This window comes from Parapedobacter sp. (genome assembly GCF_035556095.1).
Classification (GTDB): domain Bacteria; phylum Bacteroidota; class Bacteroidia; order Sphingobacteriales; family Sphingobacteriaceae; genus Parapedobacter.
Genome location: NZ_DATMFT010000010.1, coordinates 1 through 18,707, shown reverse-complemented (window position 1 = coordinate 18,707; position 18,707 = coordinate 1). Strand labels below are relative to the sequence as shown.

Genomic DNA, 18,707 nt, shown 5'->3' with positions numbered 1-18,707 from the left:
AGCCGCTTTTCGTATCTTTGCCAAATGGAGCGGAAAACCTTTGCCGATTTCAAATTCAACAGGCAGATCCTGAATGCCATTGAGGAGGCGGGTTATACTGACCCTACCCCAATTCAACAAAAGGCAATCCCGCCGATTTTGGCAGGCCAAGACGTGATGGGGGTAGCCCAAACTGGTACCGGCAAGACCGCGGCTTTCGTGCTGCCACTGTTGATGAAGTTGAAGTATGCACAAGGGGATGATCCCAGAGTGCTTATCCTCTCGCCAACCCGCGAGTTGGCCATGCAAATCGAGGCGCACATCCAGCTTTTTGCTAAATATACAGATCTACGGACCGTAGTGCTCTATGGTGGACTCGGCCCGAAAACCCAGATCAATGAGTTGGAAAATGGTGCCGATGTCGTGGTGGCTACACCGGGGCGGTTCCTAGACCTGTATCTCGCCGGCCACCTCGTCACCAAATCCCTCAAGGTGCTCGTCATGGATGAAGCAGATAAGATGATGGATATGGGATTCATCGGAAAACTGCACCGAATATTGGAAGTGGTGCCACGAAAACGACAAAATTTGCTTTTTTCGGCAACCATGAGCGACTTAGTGCATAAAATAGCGGGAGATTTCTTGGCATTTCCTACCGTCGTAGAGGTTACCGAGCAGGCCACACCTGCACAGACGGTGAGCCAAACGCGCTATGATGTGCCCAACCTGAAGACGAAGATCAACCTGCTCCAGCACCTTCTTAAAGACGACGAAGCTGTGCACCGCCTGATCGTTTTCTGTAAAACAAAAGCGGTTGCCGATAATGTGTTTCACTTTTTGGAGCGCAAGTACGGCGCGGATAACGTGCGCGTAATCCATGCGAACAAAGGGCAGAACACGCGAATAAATTCCATCAATGCCTTTAAAGAGGGGAGTGTACGGATTTTGGTGGCAACGGACGTCGCGGCTCGCGGGCTGGATGTCAGTAACGTGAGCCACGTTATTAATTTTGATGTACCTATTGTAATCGAAGATTATGTGCACCGCATCGGCCGTACCGGCCGCGCAAACCAAACAGGTGATGCTATTACCTTCTGTAATCCGGCGGAGGAATATTATATCCATAAAATCGAGCAATTGATCCGTCAGCAAATACCGGTATCTACTATTCCTGAAGGCGTGTTTATTGAAAAGACAGGGTTTGAGGAACGGCAGGCAATCGCGCGTGAGATCGATGCCCAGAAACGAAAAGAGGATCCGGAGTTCCAAGGGGCTTTCCACGAGAAGAAGGCGAGCAATCAGCGTAATGACAAACGCCAGCGAGAAAGAAAGGGCGGTGGTAAAGGTAACCTCACGCAAAGTAAACGGCGGCGATGAAGCGATTGCGGGTCACTCCATTGAATATTGTGTCCGCACTGGTCTTGGCCGGATTGTTATGGCAAGTGATGGACAACGCGGTCGGGATGGGAACAATTGGGTGGTTTTTGTTACTTTTGCTGGTATTGGTTGCGGCAGACCAAGTTTTCCGTCTCATGCTCCGGAACCTGAAGCGGGTATGGATTGCCGAAGGTCTTTTTGTGGTGTTTGTAGGGCTCGTCATGTGGGTGTTGAAGTTATGGTAGGTGACTATGCGTATGATACGGATACCGTCAATGTTCAATTTTGGTAAATATGAAGAAAGCAGAAATAAAACTAACAGTAACGCTGGATGAGAATAACGTGCCGGATGACATCATGTGGGAATCGTCGGATGGCGAGAGTAAGGAAGCCCTGCCTGCAAAAGCGTTGTTCCTGGCCCTGTGGGATCACCATTATAAAAATTCGATGCGTATCGACCTATGGACGAAAGACATGCCGCTGGATGAAATGAAGCGTTTCTTTTACGAAACGCTTCAAACTCTCGGTGATACCTTTATCCGTGCTTCGGGAGACGATCCAATAGCCAAAGCCGTGATTGGCGACCTGAGGGATTACTGCGATCATTTCGCCGAAAAAATGGAAGTCCCCCAAAAACAGTCGTAATCACAAAATTGCTTGCCGGTAAGTAAATAAATCTAAAATCGTAAATCACAAATCGTAAATCACAAATCGAATGAACTACTTTTTAGTAAAGTCGGAGCCATTCAAATACAGCTGGCAACAATTCCTCGCCGATAAGCAGACATTTTGGGATGGCGTTCGTAATTACCAAGCCCGCAATAATTTACAGGCCATGAAAAAGGGAGACTTGGTGCTGTTCTATCACAGTAATGAGGGTAAAGAAGTGGTAGGAATAGCGAAAGTGGTAACGGAAGCATACCAAGATCCCACTACAACGGACGAACGCTGGGTGGTGGTGGATTTGGCACCGGTGGAAACGTTGAAAAAGCCGGTTACACTCGAAACAATCAAAGCAGACCCACAGCTAGCAGATGTTGCGCTGGTGCGCCAAGGCCGGTTGTCGGTCATGCCGCTCAAGCGCGAGGAATTTGACCGCATCGTCGCGTTGGGTACCGGAAATTTTGTAGATTAGTCCCTTGGAATTTTTAACCTTATCGATGATGAAGAAATATGCAGTATATGGCCCGTTAATGTGTTTGTTGACGGCGGGGATAATTTCATGCAATAATGAAACCACCATGCAGAAACAGGAAGAAGAGATACACAACGCGGCTACGCAGGTTGTGCCCGAAGAAGCTGAAGGATTGATTGGGCGTTGGGACCTTACCGTCAATAAGGACGGCAAAGAAGTACCCTCGTGGTTGGAAGTCAAGTTGTCTGGTTTTGATGTATTGGTAGGTGCCTTCGTAGCCGATGCGGGCAGTAGCCGCCCGGTTTCACACATCACACTGCAAGAGGGCGTATTTTCATTCCAGATCCCGCCACAGTGGGAAGGCGGAAGTGGCTTTTTTACCGTTGAGGGGCAATTGGCTGGTGACGGTATTAAAGGTACCATTACCACCAACAAGGGGAATACATTCGATTTTACGGGAGTCAAGGCCCCATACTTGGTCAGGACGGGCGAACCGCAATGGGGTGAACCCATCGATCTCTTCAACGGCCAAGATTTAACCGGGTGGAAGACTTCGGGAGAAAACAGCCAATGGGTGGTTGAAGACGGTATACTGATCAACAAAGAAACCGGTGCCAATCTGATTAGCGAGCAGCGGTTTGAAGATTTCAAACTTATTGCCGAATTCCGTTATAAAGAGGGGGCTAATTCCGGTATTTATTTGCGGGGACGGTATGAGGTCCAGATTGAGGACTCCCCGAAGGACAGGCACCCTGGTTCCTTGTATTTTGGCGGGATATACGGTTTCTTATCGCCTAGTGAAATGGCAACCTTGGGCCCGAATGAATGGAATAAATACGAAATTACCCTTCGCGGACGTATGATTACGGTTGTCGCCAACGGAAAAACCATTATCAGCAATCAGGAAATCCCCGGCATTACCGGAGGTGCCCTTGACAGCCACGAAGGTGAGCCGGGCCCGATTTATTTGCAAGGAGACCATACTGGGGTAGAATTCCGAAAGATTACCGTAATACCGGCAAAGTAGCCCACGAAGTCGTCTGTCAAGAAAATAGGACCCCGTTCAAACATTTTCCAGTTGGCTTTGTTGGATGATTAAATATAAATCGTATGGCAAAGACAATTGGAATCATTTTGGTCATCGTAGGGGTGATCATGCTGGTGTGGACCGGTTTTTCATTTACGAAAAAAGAAAAAGTGGTGGACATCGGCTCGTTGGAAATCACGGCCGACAAAAAAGAGCAGGTCAATTGGCCACCCTATGTTGGTGGTGTGATTCTGGTAGCTGGGATTGTACTACTAATTATCCCGCGGCGGCGGTAACTAAAGCCAACCCCGTGCTCCAGCCCACCTTCCTTTATCCCTCATCCGTGCCCTATCCCTGTATACCTCGGTAAAAACGCCAAAAGACGGCACTTTACCGAAGGGTACACAGCAAACGCACATTGCTTTAGGCTTTCACGACCTCTTTAAACAGGTTTTGGAGTTCTTTGGCATCTTTCGGTTTGAGCTTACCACCCAATACTAACCGGAGTTCCCTCCGTTGGAGGGCTTCATTGTAAAGCTTTTGTTCCTCGTCGGTCTCTGGGACCAGTCGCGGTACCGTCACTTTTTCGTTGTGCTGATCGATGGCGACAAATGTGTAGAACGCTTCATTCGATTTTACCCGCGTACCCGAAGGGATGTTCTGAGCCCATACGACCAGGCGGACTTCAACAGACGTATTAAAAGCTCGGGTCACCTGGGCTTCGATACTGATCACGTCGCCCAATTTGATGGGATGTCTGAACGATACGTTATCTACCGAGGCGGTAACGACAATACGGTTGCAATGCTTTTGGGCGGAAATGGCTGCCGCAATATCCATCCAATGGAGCAAGCGTCCACCCATGAGGTTGTTGAGTGTGTTGGTGTCATTGGGTAGCACCAATTCGTTCATGATGGTATGCGACTCGCGGGCAAATTTTTCATTCATTCGAAGATAATTTTGTCTGTGCGATTATTTTTTTGTTTGTGTCATTCGCGTGCTAATTGCGCCAGTTGCTGGTCAACGATGGCCAGGCCGTCGGTAAAGCTGTGGGGAGTATACCCCAATACGTGGTGCGCTTTATCCAGTACGAAACCCGTGCGTGCTGGGCGGGGTGCCGACTGGCTCAGGGTAGCCGAGCTCACCTGCTGGATAAGCGACTTGTCGAGCCTCCAGAAGTCGGCCACCGCAGCTACCAGTTCGTGGATGGCGAACATATCTTTACCTGAAATGTGGAAAACGCCTTCGGCCTCTGCTATTGCGGCGAGGACACAAGCCTGCGCCAAGTCCTCTGCCAGTGTGGGCATACGCCATTGGTCGTTGACCACCTTGAGTGGTTGTCCTTTTTCCAACGCTCCCTTTGCCCAGAGTACAATGTTGCTACGGCTCATGTCGGCAACCACACCATATACCAATATGGTGCGTAAGATAGCCCATTTACAGCGCGACCCTTGGATAAGGTATTCGGCATCGAGCTTGCTTTGGCCGTAGCGGCTCAGTGGGTTGGGCTCGGCGTGTTCGGCATAAGGGCCATCCTTTCCGTCAAAGATGAAATCGGTGGACAGATGGATCAGGTGGATGCCGAATTCCTCGCACAGAGCGATCAGCGTTGCTACCGCATCGATATTCAGCTTCTGGCACCCATCCGGGTCGTGCTCGCAAGCATCGACATTGGTCATGGCTGCCGTATTGATGATGGTCTGCGGGCGATGCTCGGCAATAACGGCCCGTAACCGGTCGCTCTCGAGGATATCAAGGTCGATATAGGTATAACCGTCTTTGATCGGATGGCGGTTCTCACCACGGGAGGTAGCCACCAGTGCTATACCATCATCGGCAAGTGCCAAATCTGTTAGTTTTTGACCAAGCAGGCCGTTGCTTCCTGTTACTAAGATTTTTTTTGCTAATTGGGTGGAAGTCATCAAATAAACGTTTGAATGAAGTATGGTTTGCCTTCTAGCCAACCTGGCCAAAGATAAGGATACTTTTGGTTTGTGAGTCCAACCGCAGCGATAAGATTTGTCTACAGCGGCCAATTGCAAATCCCCTGTGATACGATGCATCAAATGACGGCGGTTGCATAAATTGGATATAATAGCAACTTTATCTAAGTTTGCAACGATTCAAGAAACGCGGGTATGGGTATCATTACCTTAACAACAGATTTAGGACATAAGGATTTTTACCAAGCTGCACTCAAAGGGAGCGTTATCAGCCAGTTTCCGGCAGTGCAACTCATCGATATATCGCATGATATTCCGCCTTTCGACATCCAGTACGCTGCTTTTGTGCTGAAAAATGCCTATCCGTATTTTCCCACGGAGACCGTTCACCTAATCGGAATTGATTCGGTATTTAACCAAGACACTCGTTACCTTGCCCTGTTATACAAGGGCCATTATTTCGTTGGTGCCGATAATGGTATTTTCTCACTGATATTGGACGGTCCACCTGAGGAAGCCGTAGAGTTAAACATTATCCAGGACTTGAAGTACCTGCATTTTCCGCTCACCGATATTTTTGCCAAGGCAGCGTGTATCCTCGCAAAAGGGGGAAAGCTTGCCGACATCGGCGATCCCGTAGACAACGTGGTTGACCGGACGTTGGTACAGCCTGTCGTTGAAAAAGATAGCCTGAGGGGCAGTGTGGTTTTTATCGATTCCTTTGGCAATGTCATCAGCAACATCAGCAAAGAGCTGTTCAATAAGGTACAGCGCAGCCGCAACTTCACCCTATATTTCAGGCGCAATGAAACCATTGACCACATGAGTTGGCATTATAACGATGTGCCTGAAGGTGAAAAGCTTTGTCTGTTTGGAATCAGCGACCATTTGGAGATCGCCATTAATAAAGGGAATGCGAGCGGCCTGCTGGGGCTCAATAAAGGCGACATTATCCGTCTTGAATTTGGGAAGTAATCTACCATAATCTTGGTCCGTTTTTTGACTATAACTTCCCATGCGATTGTCTTATCTTGTCATCATGACGTGGCTGCTTGGTACGGTGCTACCTGGCCTAGCCGCCGTTTCTGCCCAGCCACCTGCCCCAGACACGGCCGGTTACGAAGCCCAGCGCCAAAAAGTGAATGAATTGCTGCAACAGCGTAGCGCGCGCTTCGGCCAATTTGACGAAAGCCTTAAGAAGCGTACAGGGATTTTCGGACTAAAAACCAAGAAAGATATGCAGGCGTCTATTGACATCTTGAAGCAGATTGTACTGACAGATAATAACATTTTCCGCGAGACCAAGATGCTGCTAGACTATAAAGATTTTGAAAAGGAGCAGGTAGCCCAACAGGCGGATGAATTTGATGGACGCATTAATGGATACATCAAAACGATCAGCAAGTTACAGCGCGAACAGGAACGCTTAACCGCTGATATCGATAAGCTCGAAAGATCTAATCAACGCAATGAGGGCTTGCTGGTTCTTTTTGCGTTAGTCGGTATGGGTGCTGGTGTATTCTTGGTTATCCGTCGCCAAAAATTGACGAAAACATGATACCCGTCCATATTATTGTCTATACTTTTGCCCCTATAATTTTTAATTATAGTACATGGCAAGACAACGGCTCAATAGTGGGAATACGCCATCGGAGGACCTGCCCAAACCGAAGCTAACAAAAACAACGCTTAAAAAGGCAGGTAAGCTGTTGACATATTTAAAGCCTTATCGGGGTAAATTCATCGTCGGTATGGTTTTCCTTTTTCTTTCCAGCCTCACGGCACTAACCTTTCCCGCACTTTTAGGGGCGATGATTGATGCTGCGCAGGATAAGCAGAGCTACTATTGGTTACCTGCTGATATCCGCACGATTGGGGCCATCTCTTTTGTCATCCTATTTGTCCAGTCGTTGGTATCTTTTTTCCGGATTCGTCTTTTTGTAGAGGTTGCGGAAAAATCCTTGGCGGATATCCGAAGAGATTCCTATCATAACCTGATTACCCTGCCCCTAGACTTCTTCTCCAATCGGAGGGTCGGTGAGCTTAATAGCCGGCTATCCGCTGATTTATCGCAAATACAAGACACGATGACGACGACATTTGCCGAAATCATTCGGCAGATTATCCTACTCACCGGTGGCGTATCGTTGTTATTCGTAGTGTCGGGGAAGCTAACACTGCTCAACCTAAGCATACTGCCCATTTTGGTAGTTGTCGCCGTCGTATTCGGCCGGTTCATCCGCAAATTATCGCGCCAGGCGCAAGATAAGCTGGCCGAGTCGAACACGGTGGTGCAGGAAACACTGCAAGGCATCAACAATGTCAAAGCTTTTGTCAACGAAGCTTATGAAGCGTCGCGCTATTCGAAGTCGCTTCAAGCCGTTGTTAAAATAGCCGTAAAGGGCGCTACTTATCGCGGTATATTTGCGTCGTTTATTATTTTCTGTCTTTTCGGTGCCGTTGTAGCGGTAATCTGGTACGGATCGGCCTTGGTGTCGGCCGGTGATATCTCCGTGGGCGACCTCACTACCTACATTCTCTATTCCATATTTGTCGCAGGATCAATGGGCAGCTTCCCCGAATTGTACGCCAACATACAAAAGGCGATCGGTGCTAGTGAGCGCGTCATCGAAATCCTCGACGAGCAACAGGAGGATGCAGGGTTGCTACAAGCTGAAAAGACCATCGAGAACCCCATTGAGGGTACCATTGCGTTTGAAAACGTTACGTTTGCTTATCCGTCACGCCGCGAAATCACCGTGCTGAAAAGTGTGTCGTTTGATGTGCAGGCGGGAGAAAAACTCGCCATTGTAGGTCCAAGTGGGACGGGTAAATCCACGATTGCAGCCTTGGTGCTGCAATTCTATAAACCCGATAGCGGGCGGATTTTGTTCGATGGCCGGGCAGCAGATGACTATCCCCTTACGGATATCCGTAGCCAGGTGGCTATCGTACCACAAGATGTGCTGTTGTTTGGTGGCACTATCCGCGAGAATATCGCGTATGGAAGGCTTGATGCCGAAGCAGAAGAGATTATCACGGCCGCACAGCGCGCCAATGCCCACGATTTTATCATGGATTTCCCCAAAGGATACGATACCATGGTGGGCGAGCGTGGGGTGAAATTGTCAGGTGGTCAACGCCAGCGCGTTGCTATAGCGCGTGCCTTGCTTAAAGATCCGGCAATTCTTATCCTCGATGAGGCCACATCGTCACTCGACTCCGAATCGGAACGTCAGGTACAGCAAGCGCTAGAGGAATTAATGAAGGGCCGTACCTCCATTATCATCGCCCATCGATTGTCCACTATTCGTGAAGCTGACCAAATTGTGGTTGTCGAAGCAGGAAAAGTGGTTGCTTCAGGTACGCACGATTCGCTTATGGGAAAAGGAGAAGGCCTGTACCACCATTTATACCAGCTGCAGCTTGCCGCCAAATAGCATCTTGTGAAAGATTGCTCCTAAAGGTTTTGTATTGCGGTAGATATTGCATATAAAAAGGAATTTATCTATGTTTGAATGCTGTATGACCTGCGAATGTCGGCAACAGCGGATTGAAGTGGCGTATAAAGGTAAATAGCTGACAAACAAATTTGAACGAGTTAAATATCACGTTAGAGTATGTAAATCCCGCCATGTTGTGGGGTGCACAGAACGAACACTTTGAAGTGTTCAAAAAGCAGTTTCCCAAGTTAAAGATTGTAGCGCGGGGCAATGAAGTGAAGGTATTGGGTGATGAGCAGGAAATCGCATCGTTTAAAACCCAGTTCGATAAGGTCGTTTCCCATATTGAGCGGTATAACAACTTGACCTCAAACGATGTGGAGTCAATCTTAGGATCTCCCCGAGAGATTGGGGCCGTGAATAGGAAAAATGGTGAAAAAGTAGCTTCGGGTGCTGGCAGTGAACCCATTGTCTTTGGTCCCAACGGCATCGTTGTAAAGGCCCGGACGGCAAACCAACGGCGGATGGTGGAGAGTATTCTCCAAAACGATATCTTGTTCGCGATAGGACCGGCTGGCACCGGAAAAACTTATACAGCGGTGGCACTGGCTGTACGGGCTTTGCGCAATAAGGAGGTGCGGCGTATCATCCTCACCAGACCGGCTGTAGAAGCTGGCGAGAACCTCGGATTCCTGCCCGGCGACCTGAAAGAAAAAGTAGATCCGTATCTTCGGCCACTCTACGACGCGCTGGACGATATGATTCCCGCCGAAAAGCTAAAAGTGTTTCTCGAAAACCGAACCATTGAGGTAGCGCCACTGGCGTTTATGCGGGGCCGTACATTGGACAATTGTTTTGTCATATTGGATGAAGCCCAGAATACGACCGACATGCAGATGAAAATGTTCCTTACGCGGATGGGACCCACAGCGAAGTTCATTGTTACCGGTGATGTTACGCAGATTGATCTTCCCAAAAAACAGCAATCCGGCCTGCCCACGGCATTACGGCTTCTGGAGGACATTGAGGGGATCGATATTATTCATCTCAGCGGTGGCGACGTGGTACGACATAAATTGGTCAAGCGGATACTGGCTGCTTATGGCGACATTTGATTTGCTGATGTACCGATTCGATGATTTGCCGATGTGACGACTAATTCTCAAATCATCAAACTTCCAACTCATGATAAATACCGTAAAAGAAACAAATTTCCATTTTGAAGGGCAGCAGGCCTTTTATAGGGGCAAGGTCCGCGATGTGTATACGATTGGGAAGAAATACCTGGTCATGGTCGCCACCGATCGGATATCGGCTTTTGATGTGGTATTACCCCGGGCTATCCCTTATAAAGGTCAGGTGCTCAACCAAATTGCGGCTAAGTTCTTGAAAGCAACCGAAGACATTGTACCCAATTGGGTAATCAGTGTGCCCGACCCCTGTGTAACCATCGGTTACCAATGCCAGCCGTTCAAGGTGGAGATGGTTATTCGTGGTTATCTGGTTGGCCATGCCTGGCGTGAATATCAGGCAGGCAAACGTGAGATTTGTGGCGAACGGCTACCCGATGGGCTCCGTGAAAATGACCAATTACCTCAACCAATCATCACGCCGACCACCAAAGCGGCCCAAGGGCACGACGAAGATATTTCCCGAGCCGATATCCTTGCACAAGGTATTGTCTCTACCGCCGATTACCTCCAGATGGAAGCTTATACCAAGGCACTTTATGCGCGCGGTACAGCGCTGGCAGCTGCACGAGGTCTGATTTTAGCAGACACAAAATACGAATTCGGTAAACGGGATGGAGCGATACACTTAATCGACGAAATACATACTCCGGACTCATCGCGTTATTTTTATGCAGATGGTTTTGAACAACTGCAACGGGAAGGCAAGCCACAACGACAGCTTTCGAAAGAATTTGTGCGGAAATGGCTAATCGAAAATGGTTTTCAAGGAAAAGAAAACCAGCAGGTGCCGGAAATGACAGATGAAATCGTATCTTCGATTTCTGAAAGGTATATCGAGCTCTTCGAACACATCACTGGTGAGCAGTTTACCTATCCTGAGCGCGGGGAGTTGTTGGGTCGGATAGCGAATAATACAGAAACAGCGCTTAAGGAACTGGTTGATTAAAAGGATGATAGTAAGAAATAATGAAATTCACTATTGACAAACACGAAAAATACGTCATTGTCCAGCCTCATGTGGAGATGTTGGATGGTGACTCGGCACCCAAAATAAAGGCTGAGTTTGTGTTACGGAATTCTGGTGGGCAGAGCAATATTGTGCTTGATTTGTCGCATGTTAAAGATGCTGACTCATCGGGATTACGTACAGGACTTTTGGCACATCGTATGTGTAAAACGGCAGGCGGTGTATTTATATTGGCGTGTGCAAACCAGCGGATTAAGAACTTGATTTCCGTTTGTAAGCTGGATGGTGTCTTTACCGTCGCGCCAAATACGGCCGAAGCCGAAGATATGATATTTTCGAAGGAGCTGGAACGGGACCTACGGGGTGCCGCCGAAGAGGGATGAGGTTTGATGTATTGATATTAGGAAGTAGCTCCGCAACGCCCATCTATGGTCGCCATCCTACTGCACAGCTCATCAATGTTAACGAACAACTTTATTTGGTGGATTGTGGAGAGGGCACTCAAGTGCAATTGATCAAATACGGCGTTAAGGGCAATCGTATTAAACATATCTTCATCAGCCATTTGCATGGTGACCATTACCTAGGCTTAATCGGACTTATTTCTTCCATGCATCTCGTTGGGCGTAAGGATGAATTGCATGTGTATGGGCCACCGGGTTTGGAAGAAATCATCGACCTGCATTTTTTGTATTCGCAGACCGAACTGCGGTATCCGCTGTATGTACACACTACACAGGATAAAACAGAAAGTGTAGTGTTTGAAAATGAGAACGTGCGGGTGAGTTCGTTTCCGTTGAGCCACCGCATAGCCTGTACGGGTTTCCGCTTCGATGAAAAAAGGCGCCTCCCGGCAATTGATCGGGATAAAGTTGCGGCTATTGGAATACCCGCCACCCAACTGCCATCAATAAAGAGGGGACAGGATTATAGCGCTCCCGACGGGACAATACACCGTTGGCAAGATTTGACCATTGCACCAAACCCGCCGCGGAGGTACGCCTATTGTTCAGATACCGTAAGGACGTCGAGTTACCTCCCGTACATCCAGCAGGTCGACATGCTATACCATGAAGCGACATTTCTACACGAGATGCTCGATCGGGCGGTGGCCACATATCACACCACCGCATTACAGGCAGCAGAGATTGCTGTCGAAGTGGGCGCGAGGAAGCTACTTATCGGGCATTATTCGGCAAGATATAAAGATTTGAAGCCATTGCTACAGGAGAGCAGATCGGTATTTCCGGCCGCCCTGTTAGCATTGGAAGGGAATTGGTATCCTATTTAATTTCATAGATGACAACGACATTTGATCTGACTAGATTACTACGTGAAAATATACGGCAACTGACGCCATACTCCTCGGCGCGCGATGAATTTAAAGGCGAAGCATCCGTATTGCTGGACGCAAACGAAAACGCGTTCGGGTCGCCGCTCGATCGCCATTTAAACCGCTATCCGGACCCCCTGCAGCATCAACTGAAATTGAAGCTGAGCACCATTAAGGGAGTGCCGGCCCGCAATATGTTTCTGGGCAACGGGAGCGATGAGGCGATTGATATTCTTTTCCGCGCGTTTTGCCGTCCGGGTATCGACAACGTCGTCCTTACGCCGCCCACGTACGGTATGTACGAAGTGTCGGCCAACATCAACGATGTAGCGACCAAGCGGGTAAATCTTACTACTGATTTTCAACTCAATCTAGAGGGCATTGCTGAGGCGATTGACGCGAACACCCGGATCATCTTTCTTTGTTCGCCAAATAACCCCACGGGCAATTCGTTGCACCGGGAAGATGTTGAAACAGTTTTGGCCAACTTCAACGGGCTGGTGGTCATCGATGAAGCATATATCAATTATTCCCGGCAGAAGACATTCATCCAGGAATTGACGGAATACAGCAACCTGGTGGTGTTGCAAACTCTTTCGAAGGCGTGGGGGCTGGCCGCACTGCGGCTGGGCATGGCCTTTGCCAGCGAGGAAATCATCGAAGTATTCAATAAGATTAAGCCACCGTACAACATTAACCAAGTTACACAAGAACTGGCATTGGCCGCATTGGACCGTGTTGATCAGGTAAACGATTGGATAAAAACCACCGTCGCTGAGCGCGAAAAGCTTTCGAAAAATTTACGGTCGTTTGAGTTTGTAACGCACGTATATCCTTCCGATGCCAATTTTATACTGGTTAAAACCAGCGATCCGCGAGCATTGTACGAATACTTGGTCGGCGAAAGTATCATTGTGCGCGATCGATCTAAGGTGGAACTATGTGCGGGTTGCTTACGGCTTACGGTGGGTACACCAGCGGAAAACACGTTGCTATTAGCGGCGTTGGGGCGCTTCCGACCTGCAAATTGAGACGGTATTGCCGAGAGCTCGTAAATTTTTATGAATTTAGCGGGCTATTACCGCAGAACATCCGTACGATAAGATTTTGGCGATAAGAAATAGAAATGTCAAACACAATTAAACGAGCATTATTCATAGACCGGGATGGTACACTGATCATCGAACCGGAAGACGAGCAAATAGACTCCTTTGCCAAGTTGAAATTCTATCCGGGGGCGTTGCAATATTTGCCACGTATTGCGCGGGAGCTCGATTTCGAATTGATTCTGGTATCAAACCAAGACGGTTTGGGTACCGATTCACACCCTGAGGAGAACTTCTGGCCCGTGCATCGCTTTATTGTCGATACCTTTGCAGGCGAGGGAGTAACTTTTGCCGCCGAACACATCGACCGTACATTTCCGCATGAAAATGCGCCCACGCGCAAACCGGGGACCGCACTGCTGACTTCCTATTTTGATACGGCGAATTACGACCTCGCCCATTCATTTGTCATCGGCGATCGTATAAATGATGTCAAACTGGCACAGAACCTTGGCGCACAGGCCATCTGGCTACGGAACGACGATACACTGGGTGCCGCTGAGGCACATCAAATTGATGAGTCTGTGGTGGCGCTGGAAACCTCCGACTGGCAAGCAATCTACGAGTTTTTGAAGTTGGGCGAACGTACGGGCGAACACCACCGGAAGACCAACGAAACCGATATTTTCATCAAGTTGAACCTCGATGGCAAGGGTAAGTCAGCCATTGCTACGGGGTTGCCTTTTTTTGATCACATGCTCGACCAGCTCGCCCGGCACGGCAATATTGATTTGACCATAACGGCAAAAGGCGATCTGCACATCGATGAGCATCACACCATCGAAGATACAGGGATTGCATTGGGTGAGCTTATGGCTAAAACCCTGGGTGATAAACGCGGCATCGAGCGGTATGCGTTTACCCTGCCAATGGATGATTGCTTGGCGCAGGTAGCCATCGATTTCGGCGGGCGGAGCTGGATGGTGTGGGATGCCGAGTTCAAACGTGAGAAAATAGGGGATATGCCTACGGAAATGTTCTTCCATTTCTTTAAGTCCTTTTCGGATGCGGCGAAATGTAACCTGAATATCAAGGCCGAAGGTGAAAACGAACACCATAAAATAGAGGCGATTTTCAAAGCATTTGCCAAATCGATAAAAAAAGCGGTGCGGCGGGATGCAGAACACATGGAATTGCCGAGCACGAAGGGGGTTTTATGACAGGGATCATCAATTATGGCGCGGGTAACATCTTTTCGTTGAAGGCGGCGTTAGACCGGTTGGATATCCCCTATGGGATGGTCAATCAGGCCGATGAACTGGATAACTACGACCGGATTATCATTCCCGGCGTAGGGCATGCCGGTGCTGCTATGCGCAAACTGGAGGCTTCTGGGTTAGCGAAATATGTTGGTCAGCTTACCAAACCCGTATTGGGTATATGCGTGGGCATGCAGTTACTCACGCAATACTCTGAAGAAGGCGATAGTTCGCTGTTGAATGTGGTGCCGTTGAAAACGTTACATTTCGAAAGCCGCATTCCAGGGAAAGTGCCCCACATGGGTTGGAATCGGGTGTTCCCGGAAAACGATTGCCCATTATTCGACAATGTGGGAAAAGATGCGTATTTTTATTTTGTACACGCTTATTTTATTGAATATAATGCTACTTTTACCGCCGCTTATACCCAATATGGGCTAACGTTTTCTGCCGCACTGCAGAATCGGAATTTCTTCGGCGTGCAATTCCACCCTGAGAAGTCAGGTGAAGCAGGCGAGCGGTTGTTATTGAATTTTTCAAGATTATAGTAAATCAACCCCCAAAAGAGAATTATGTATATCATTCCGGCAATAGATGTTTTAGACAAGAAAGTGGTCCGCTTGCGCGAGGGCAATTATGACGACGCGACCATCTATGAAGTGAGTCTCGAAGAAATGATTGAGCGGTACCAATCAAATGGCACCGAATTCGTGCACATTATTGATCTCAACGGTGCAAAAGGCGACTTCACCAATCAAACGTACCTGTTTGATATCGTCCGTAAGACGGATATGAAGGTACAATACGGTGGTGGTGTCCGGAGTATCGAGAAAGTACAGGAACTCGTTGACGCGGGTATCCACCGGGTGGTGGTAGGCACGCAAGCTATCACTAACCCGGCGTTTCTGGATGAACTGAGCAACCTTAACCGTGGTAAGTATAAATATGCCGACCACGTGGTCATCGCGATTGATGTGTTGGATGAAGTGATCAAATACTCCGGTTGGATGGAAAGTTCGCCGGTGAAGCTGCTGGATTATATCGACCGGTGCCTGTCACTTGGTTTTTTCCGTTTCCTATGCACAGACATCAATAAAGACGGTAAGTTGGGCGGTGCAGGAGTGGAGCTTTACAGAAAGTTGATGGACCACTCGCCCATCATCAAGCTCATCGCCTCGGGGGGCATCAGTTCGATGGACGACGTGAAAGACCTCGATGCCATCCATGTGGAAGCCTGCGTGATCGGTAAGGCCATTTATGAAAACCACATTACCATCGAGGAAATAAAAGCATGGAACCTGAAATCGCTTATTCGCTTTTAGGTAGCATGTTAGCAAAACGTATTATACCCTGCTTGGACGTCAAAGATGGCCGTACGGTTAAAGGGGTTAATTTTGTTGATTTACGCGATGCCGGCGACCCCGTCGAGTTGGCCTGGCAATATTCGCGCCAGCGAGCAGACGAACTGGTGTTCTTGGATATTACGGCCACCCATGAGCGGCGCAAAACGACGGTAGAATTGGTAAAAGCCGTAGCACGGCAAATCAATATTCCCTTTACTATCGGTGGCGGGATCAATGAACTGGCCGATGCCGACGTGTTGCTGCACGCGGGGGCCGATAAGATATCAATCAACTCTGCAGCTGTTCGGAATCCGGCATTGATCGACCAACTAGCGGCGGCGTTCGGCAAGCAGTTCGTCGTGGTAGCGGTGGATACCCGAAACGTAGATGGGAAAAACTATGTACACCTCAATGGCGGTAGGCTGAAGACAGACATCGAAACGGAAGCATGGATAAAGGAGGCGGAGCGCCGTGGGGCCGGAGAGATTTTGTTGACATCGATGGACCACGATGGTACGAAGAATGGGTTCGACTGTAGTTTTTTAAAAGTAATCAACGATGAACTGTCCATTCCGCTCATTGCTTCTGGTGGGGCAGGTAACAAACAACATTTTGTCGACGTGTTCCAGCAAGCAAACGTGGATGCCGCGCTAGCAGCGTCGGTATTCCATTACGGTGAAATATTGATTCCAGCGCTGAAAGATGAATTGAGGCAGCACGGGATTGCCGTTCGGTAGTTGCCCTGGCAGAAAGGCGAAGAGCAAACGGCAGAAACGCAAAGAGCAGAAAAACAAATGAACGAACAAATAGACTTCGAAAAGAGTGATGGCTTGATTCCCGCTATCATACAGGATGTACAAACCCTGGAAGTACTGATGTTGGGCTACATGAATGAAGAAGCGTGGCAGAAAACACAGCAAGACGGGCGTGTTACCTTCTTTTCCAGAAGTAAAAACAGGCTGTGGACTAAAGGCGAGGAGAGCGGCAATTTCTTGGAGGTGGTGAGCACTCATATCGATTGCGATAAAGACACGATTTTGATTAAGGCCCAACCCAAAGGCCCAACCTGCCATACGGGGAGCAGGAGTTGTTTCAATACCCCATACAACCATAATTTCATCTTCGAGCTCCTACGAATCATCGATAACCGTTACGAATTTCCTACGGCCGATTCATATGTAAACAGGTTGCGCGAGCGCGGGGTGAACAAAATTGCCCAGAAAGTAGGTGAGGAGGCCGTGGAAACGGTTATTGCAGCCCTCGCCGAGGAGGAAGTCGATTTCGTGAATGAAGCTTCTGATCTGGTGTTCCATTTACTCGTGCTGTTACGGGAGAAAAATATACCACTTGAGGTGATTGCAAAGAATTTGGAGAGCAGGCATCGATAGGAGTGATGAAAATATGTACAGTCTTCAAATCGAAAAAGCGGGTACCTTATCGGGGCATCAGAACCCGATATTTGCCGTTGAGAACGGTTCCGATCCAGTAACCGTATTCACCGCCGGGAATGACAAGGGCGTTGTGCAATGGAACGTGGAGACCATGGCCTTCGAGCGGATCTTATACCCCGTCCAATTTTCGGTATATGCCCTGCATCTTATTGCGAATTCAACGTTACTCGCCATCGGCACCAGAGATGGGAAGGTACACGTCGTAGACACGCAAACCCAGCGGCTGGTTACCCGCCTTGAGCACCATCAGCGCCCGGTTTTTGCCATCAAATCGTTCAGCAGTAAGCCTGAGCTAGTAGTCTCTTCCGAAGACGGCACCGTATCGATTTGGAATACGGGCACATTTGACCTTTTGTACCACTTTAAGGTATCCGACCAAACGGTACGCACCATTGCCATCAGCAACGATGAACGGTGGGTGGTATTCGGCACGAAAGAGGGGCATGTCAAGCTTTATAATGCGGTAGACCACACATTTGTGGAAGAACTGACGGCACATACCCGGCCGGTTACATCCCTTTCTTTCTCGCCAGATGGCCGATACTTGCTCACTGGCGGACGCGACGCGCAACTCCACGTGCTCGACGTGGGTGGTTTTGGGTTGGTGAAAGACTTTACGCCACACCTGTTTACGGTGTATGCCATTGCCTACCACCCCACGTTGCCTGTTTTTGCCACTGCCAGCCGCGATAAGAGCATCAAAATCTGGGCAGCGGGAGACTTCAGGCTTTTGCGCGCAATCAGTTTCGAAAAAGGCTTCGATAGCCATTTCCTATCCATCAATGATATCGTATGGAATCCCTTTAAGAATCAATTGGTTTCCGTGAGCGACGATAAGCGTGCCATGGTGTGGGATGTCACGTTGTAAGTTAATCCCAGCCTCTTTCCAAGTTATCCCCAACGCATGACCAACTCTCGCAGTAACACTAAGTTTATACATAGGTAATAGGTGCTTTCTTGGGGTTTCCCCCTATAAAGTCCCTAGGAAATCCCTAGGAAGTCCCTATAATCTCCCTGAAAAAAGAGAAGTTGGTGATAGGTTTTTACGAAGTAGAAGGGAGGAGATGCGCCGTATCCGCCCTATGAACTACATATTTGATTCCTGAACCATTTTTTTATAGTTCTGCGGATAGAGGTCCTTTAAGTTTTTATGGTTGATTGCCATGATGTTTTCCAGGGTGTGTTTGAGCCACTGGAAGGGGTTGACTTCA

General features: G+C 48.6%; 22 protein-coding genes. 20 read left to right on the top strand and 2 right to left on the bottom strand.

Translation table 11 applies throughout. The annotated features are described in order from the left end of the window. The first annotated feature begins 24 nt into the window (after nt 1–24). The 6 genes from VNQ80_RS04475 to VNQ80_RS04450 all read left to right on the top strand — a co-directional run bounded on the left by VNQ80_RS04475 (nt 25) and on the right by VNQ80_RS04450 (nt 3,814). Complete coding sequence (locus tag VNQ80_RS04475; RefSeq protein ID WP_325636255.1) at nt 25–1,356, top strand: DEAD/DEAH box helicase; 1,332 nt, start codon at nt 25–27, stop codon at nt 1,354–1,356. Continuing rightward, nucleotides 1,353–1,601 (top strand): hypothetical protein, encoded by a 249-nt coding sequence (locus VNQ80_RS04470; RefSeq protein ID WP_325636254.1) that lies wholly within the window; start codon nt 1,353–1,355, stop codon nt 1,599–1,601. Before VNQ80_RS04475 ends, VNQ80_RS04470 begins: the two co-directional genes overlap by 4 nt. Before the next feature lie 49 nt (nt 1,602–1,650). Further along, nucleotides 1,651–2,001 carry a gliding motility protein GldC gene (gldC, locus tag VNQ80_RS04465; protein WP_325636253.1) on the top strand — a complete coding sequence of 117 codons (351 nt, stop codon included), beginning with the start codon at nt 1,651–1,653 and terminating at the stop codon, nt 1,999–2,001. 70 nt (nt 2,002–2,071) lie between these two features. Beyond that, complete coding sequence (locus tag VNQ80_RS04460) at nt 2,072–2,491, top strand: EVE domain-containing protein (RefSeq protein WP_325636252.1); 420 nt, start codon at nt 2,072–2,074, stop codon at nt 2,489–2,491. A gap of 25 nt (nt 2,492–2,516) precedes the next feature. Then, nucleotides 2,517–3,518, top strand: a complete 1,002-nt coding sequence (locus tag VNQ80_RS04455; RefSeq protein ID WP_325636251.1) for a DUF1080 domain-containing protein — start codon at nt 2,517–2,519, stop codon at nt 3,516–3,518. 83 nt (nt 3,519–3,601) lie between these two features. Next, a complete protein-coding gene (locus VNQ80_RS04450) occupies nt 3,602–3,814 on the top strand; it encodes a hypothetical protein (protein ID WP_325636250.1) in 213 nt (70 codons plus the stop codon). Between the two features lie 127 nt (nt 3,815–3,941). Here VNQ80_RS04450 and VNQ80_RS04445 read toward each other — a convergent pair whose 3' ends face one another. Next, a complete protein-coding gene (locus VNQ80_RS04445) occupies nt 3,942–4,466 on the bottom strand; it encodes an acyl-CoA thioesterase (RefSeq protein ID WP_325636249.1) in 525 nt (174 codons plus the stop codon). A gap of 41 nt (nt 4,467–4,507) precedes the next feature. Next, entirely contained in the window at nt 4,508–5,440 is a 933-nt protein-coding gene (locus VNQ80_RS04440) for an NAD(P)-dependent oxidoreductase (protein WP_325636248.1), read from the bottom strand. Between the two features lie 216 nt (nt 5,441–5,656). On the opposite strand from VNQ80_RS04440, the gene VNQ80_RS04435 reads away from it, so the two are divergent. The 14 genes from VNQ80_RS04435 to VNQ80_RS04370 all read left to right on the top strand — a co-directional run bounded on the left by VNQ80_RS04435 (nt 5,657) and on the right by VNQ80_RS04370 (nt 18,364). After that, nucleotides 5,657–6,436, top strand: coding sequence for an SAM-dependent chlorinase/fluorinase (locus tag VNQ80_RS04435; protein WP_325636247.1), 780 nt, complete (start codon nt 5,657–5,659; stop codon nt 6,434–6,436). Nucleotides 6,437–6,476: 40 nt separating this feature from the next. Next, nucleotides 6,477–7,019 (top strand): hypothetical protein, encoded by a 543-nt coding sequence (locus VNQ80_RS04430; protein ID WP_325636246.1) that lies wholly within the window; start codon nt 6,477–6,479, stop codon nt 7,017–7,019. Nucleotides 7,020–7,074: 55 nt separating this feature from the next. After that, the gene (locus VNQ80_RS04425) at nt 7,075–8,901 is read left to right on the top strand and encodes an ABC transporter ATP-binding protein (RefSeq protein ID WP_325636245.1); all 1,827 of its coding nucleotides are present in this window, start codon (nt 7,075–7,077) and stop codon (nt 8,899–8,901) included. A 152-nt stretch (nt 8,902–9,053) separates the two neighbouring features. Beyond that, a complete protein-coding gene (locus VNQ80_RS04420) occupies nt 9,054–10,019 on the top strand; it encodes a PhoH family protein (RefSeq protein ID WP_325636244.1) in 966 nt (321 codons plus the stop codon). Between the two features lie 73 nt (nt 10,020–10,092). Further along, nucleotides 10,093–11,043, top strand: coding sequence for a phosphoribosylaminoimidazolesuccinocarboxamide synthase (locus VNQ80_RS04415; protein ID WP_325636318.1), 951 nt, complete (start codon nt 10,093–10,095; stop codon nt 11,041–11,043). Nucleotides 11,044–11,063: 20 nt separating this feature from the next. Then, complete coding sequence (locus VNQ80_RS04410) at nt 11,064–11,447, top strand: STAS domain-containing protein (RefSeq protein ID WP_325636243.1); 384 nt, start codon at nt 11,064–11,066, stop codon at nt 11,445–11,447. Next, on the top strand, nt 11,444–12,355 hold the full coding sequence (locus tag VNQ80_RS04405; protein WP_325636242.1) for a ribonuclease Z: 912 nt from the start codon (nt 11,444–11,446) through the stop codon (nt 12,353–12,355). Before VNQ80_RS04410 ends, VNQ80_RS04405 begins: the two co-directional genes overlap by 4 nt. Nucleotides 12,356–12,363: 8 nt before the next feature. Beyond that, nucleotides 12,364–13,428, top strand: coding sequence for a histidinol-phosphate transaminase (hisC, locus tag VNQ80_RS04400; RefSeq protein ID WP_325636241.1), 1,065 nt, complete (start codon nt 12,364–12,366; stop codon nt 13,426–13,428). A gap of 95 nt (nt 13,429–13,523) precedes the next feature. After that, a complete protein-coding gene (hisB, locus tag VNQ80_RS04395; protein WP_325636240.1) occupies nt 13,524–14,663 on the top strand; it encodes a bifunctional histidinol-phosphatase/imidazoleglycerol-phosphate dehydratase HisB in 1,140 nt (379 codons plus the stop codon). Continuing rightward, on the top strand, nt 14,660–15,250 hold the full coding sequence (hisH, locus tag VNQ80_RS04390) for an imidazole glycerol phosphate synthase subunit HisH (protein WP_325636239.1): 591 nt from the start codon (nt 14,660–14,662) through the stop codon (nt 15,248–15,250). The genes hisB and hisH overlap by 4 nt, the downstream gene beginning before the upstream one ends. A gap of 24 nt (nt 15,251–15,274) precedes the next feature. Next, nucleotides 15,275–16,024: a 1-(5-phosphoribosyl)-5-[(5-phosphoribosylamino)methylideneamino] imidazole-4-carboxamide isomerase gene (locus tag VNQ80_RS04385; RefSeq protein ID WP_325636238.1), complete on the top strand. Its 750-nt coding sequence runs from the start codon at nt 15,275–15,277 to the stop codon at nt 16,022–16,024. 5 nt (nt 16,025–16,029) lie between these two features. Beyond that, complete coding sequence (gene hisF, locus VNQ80_RS04380) at nt 16,030–16,782, top strand: imidazole glycerol phosphate synthase subunit HisF (protein WP_325636317.1); 753 nt, start codon at nt 16,030–16,032, stop codon at nt 16,780–16,782. Further along, a complete protein-coding gene (hisIE, locus tag VNQ80_RS04375) occupies nt 16,783–17,433 on the top strand; it encodes a bifunctional phosphoribosyl-AMP cyclohydrolase/phosphoribosyl-ATP diphosphatase HisIE (protein WP_325636237.1) in 651 nt (216 codons plus the stop codon). Nucleotides 17,434–17,446: 13 nt separating this feature from the next. Next, nucleotides 17,447–18,364 carry a WD40 repeat domain-containing protein gene (locus VNQ80_RS04370; protein WP_325636236.1) on the top strand — a complete coding sequence of 306 codons (918 nt, stop codon included), beginning with the start codon at nt 17,447–17,449 and terminating at the stop codon, nt 18,362–18,364. Nucleotides 18,365–18,707: the final 343 nt, after the last annotated feature.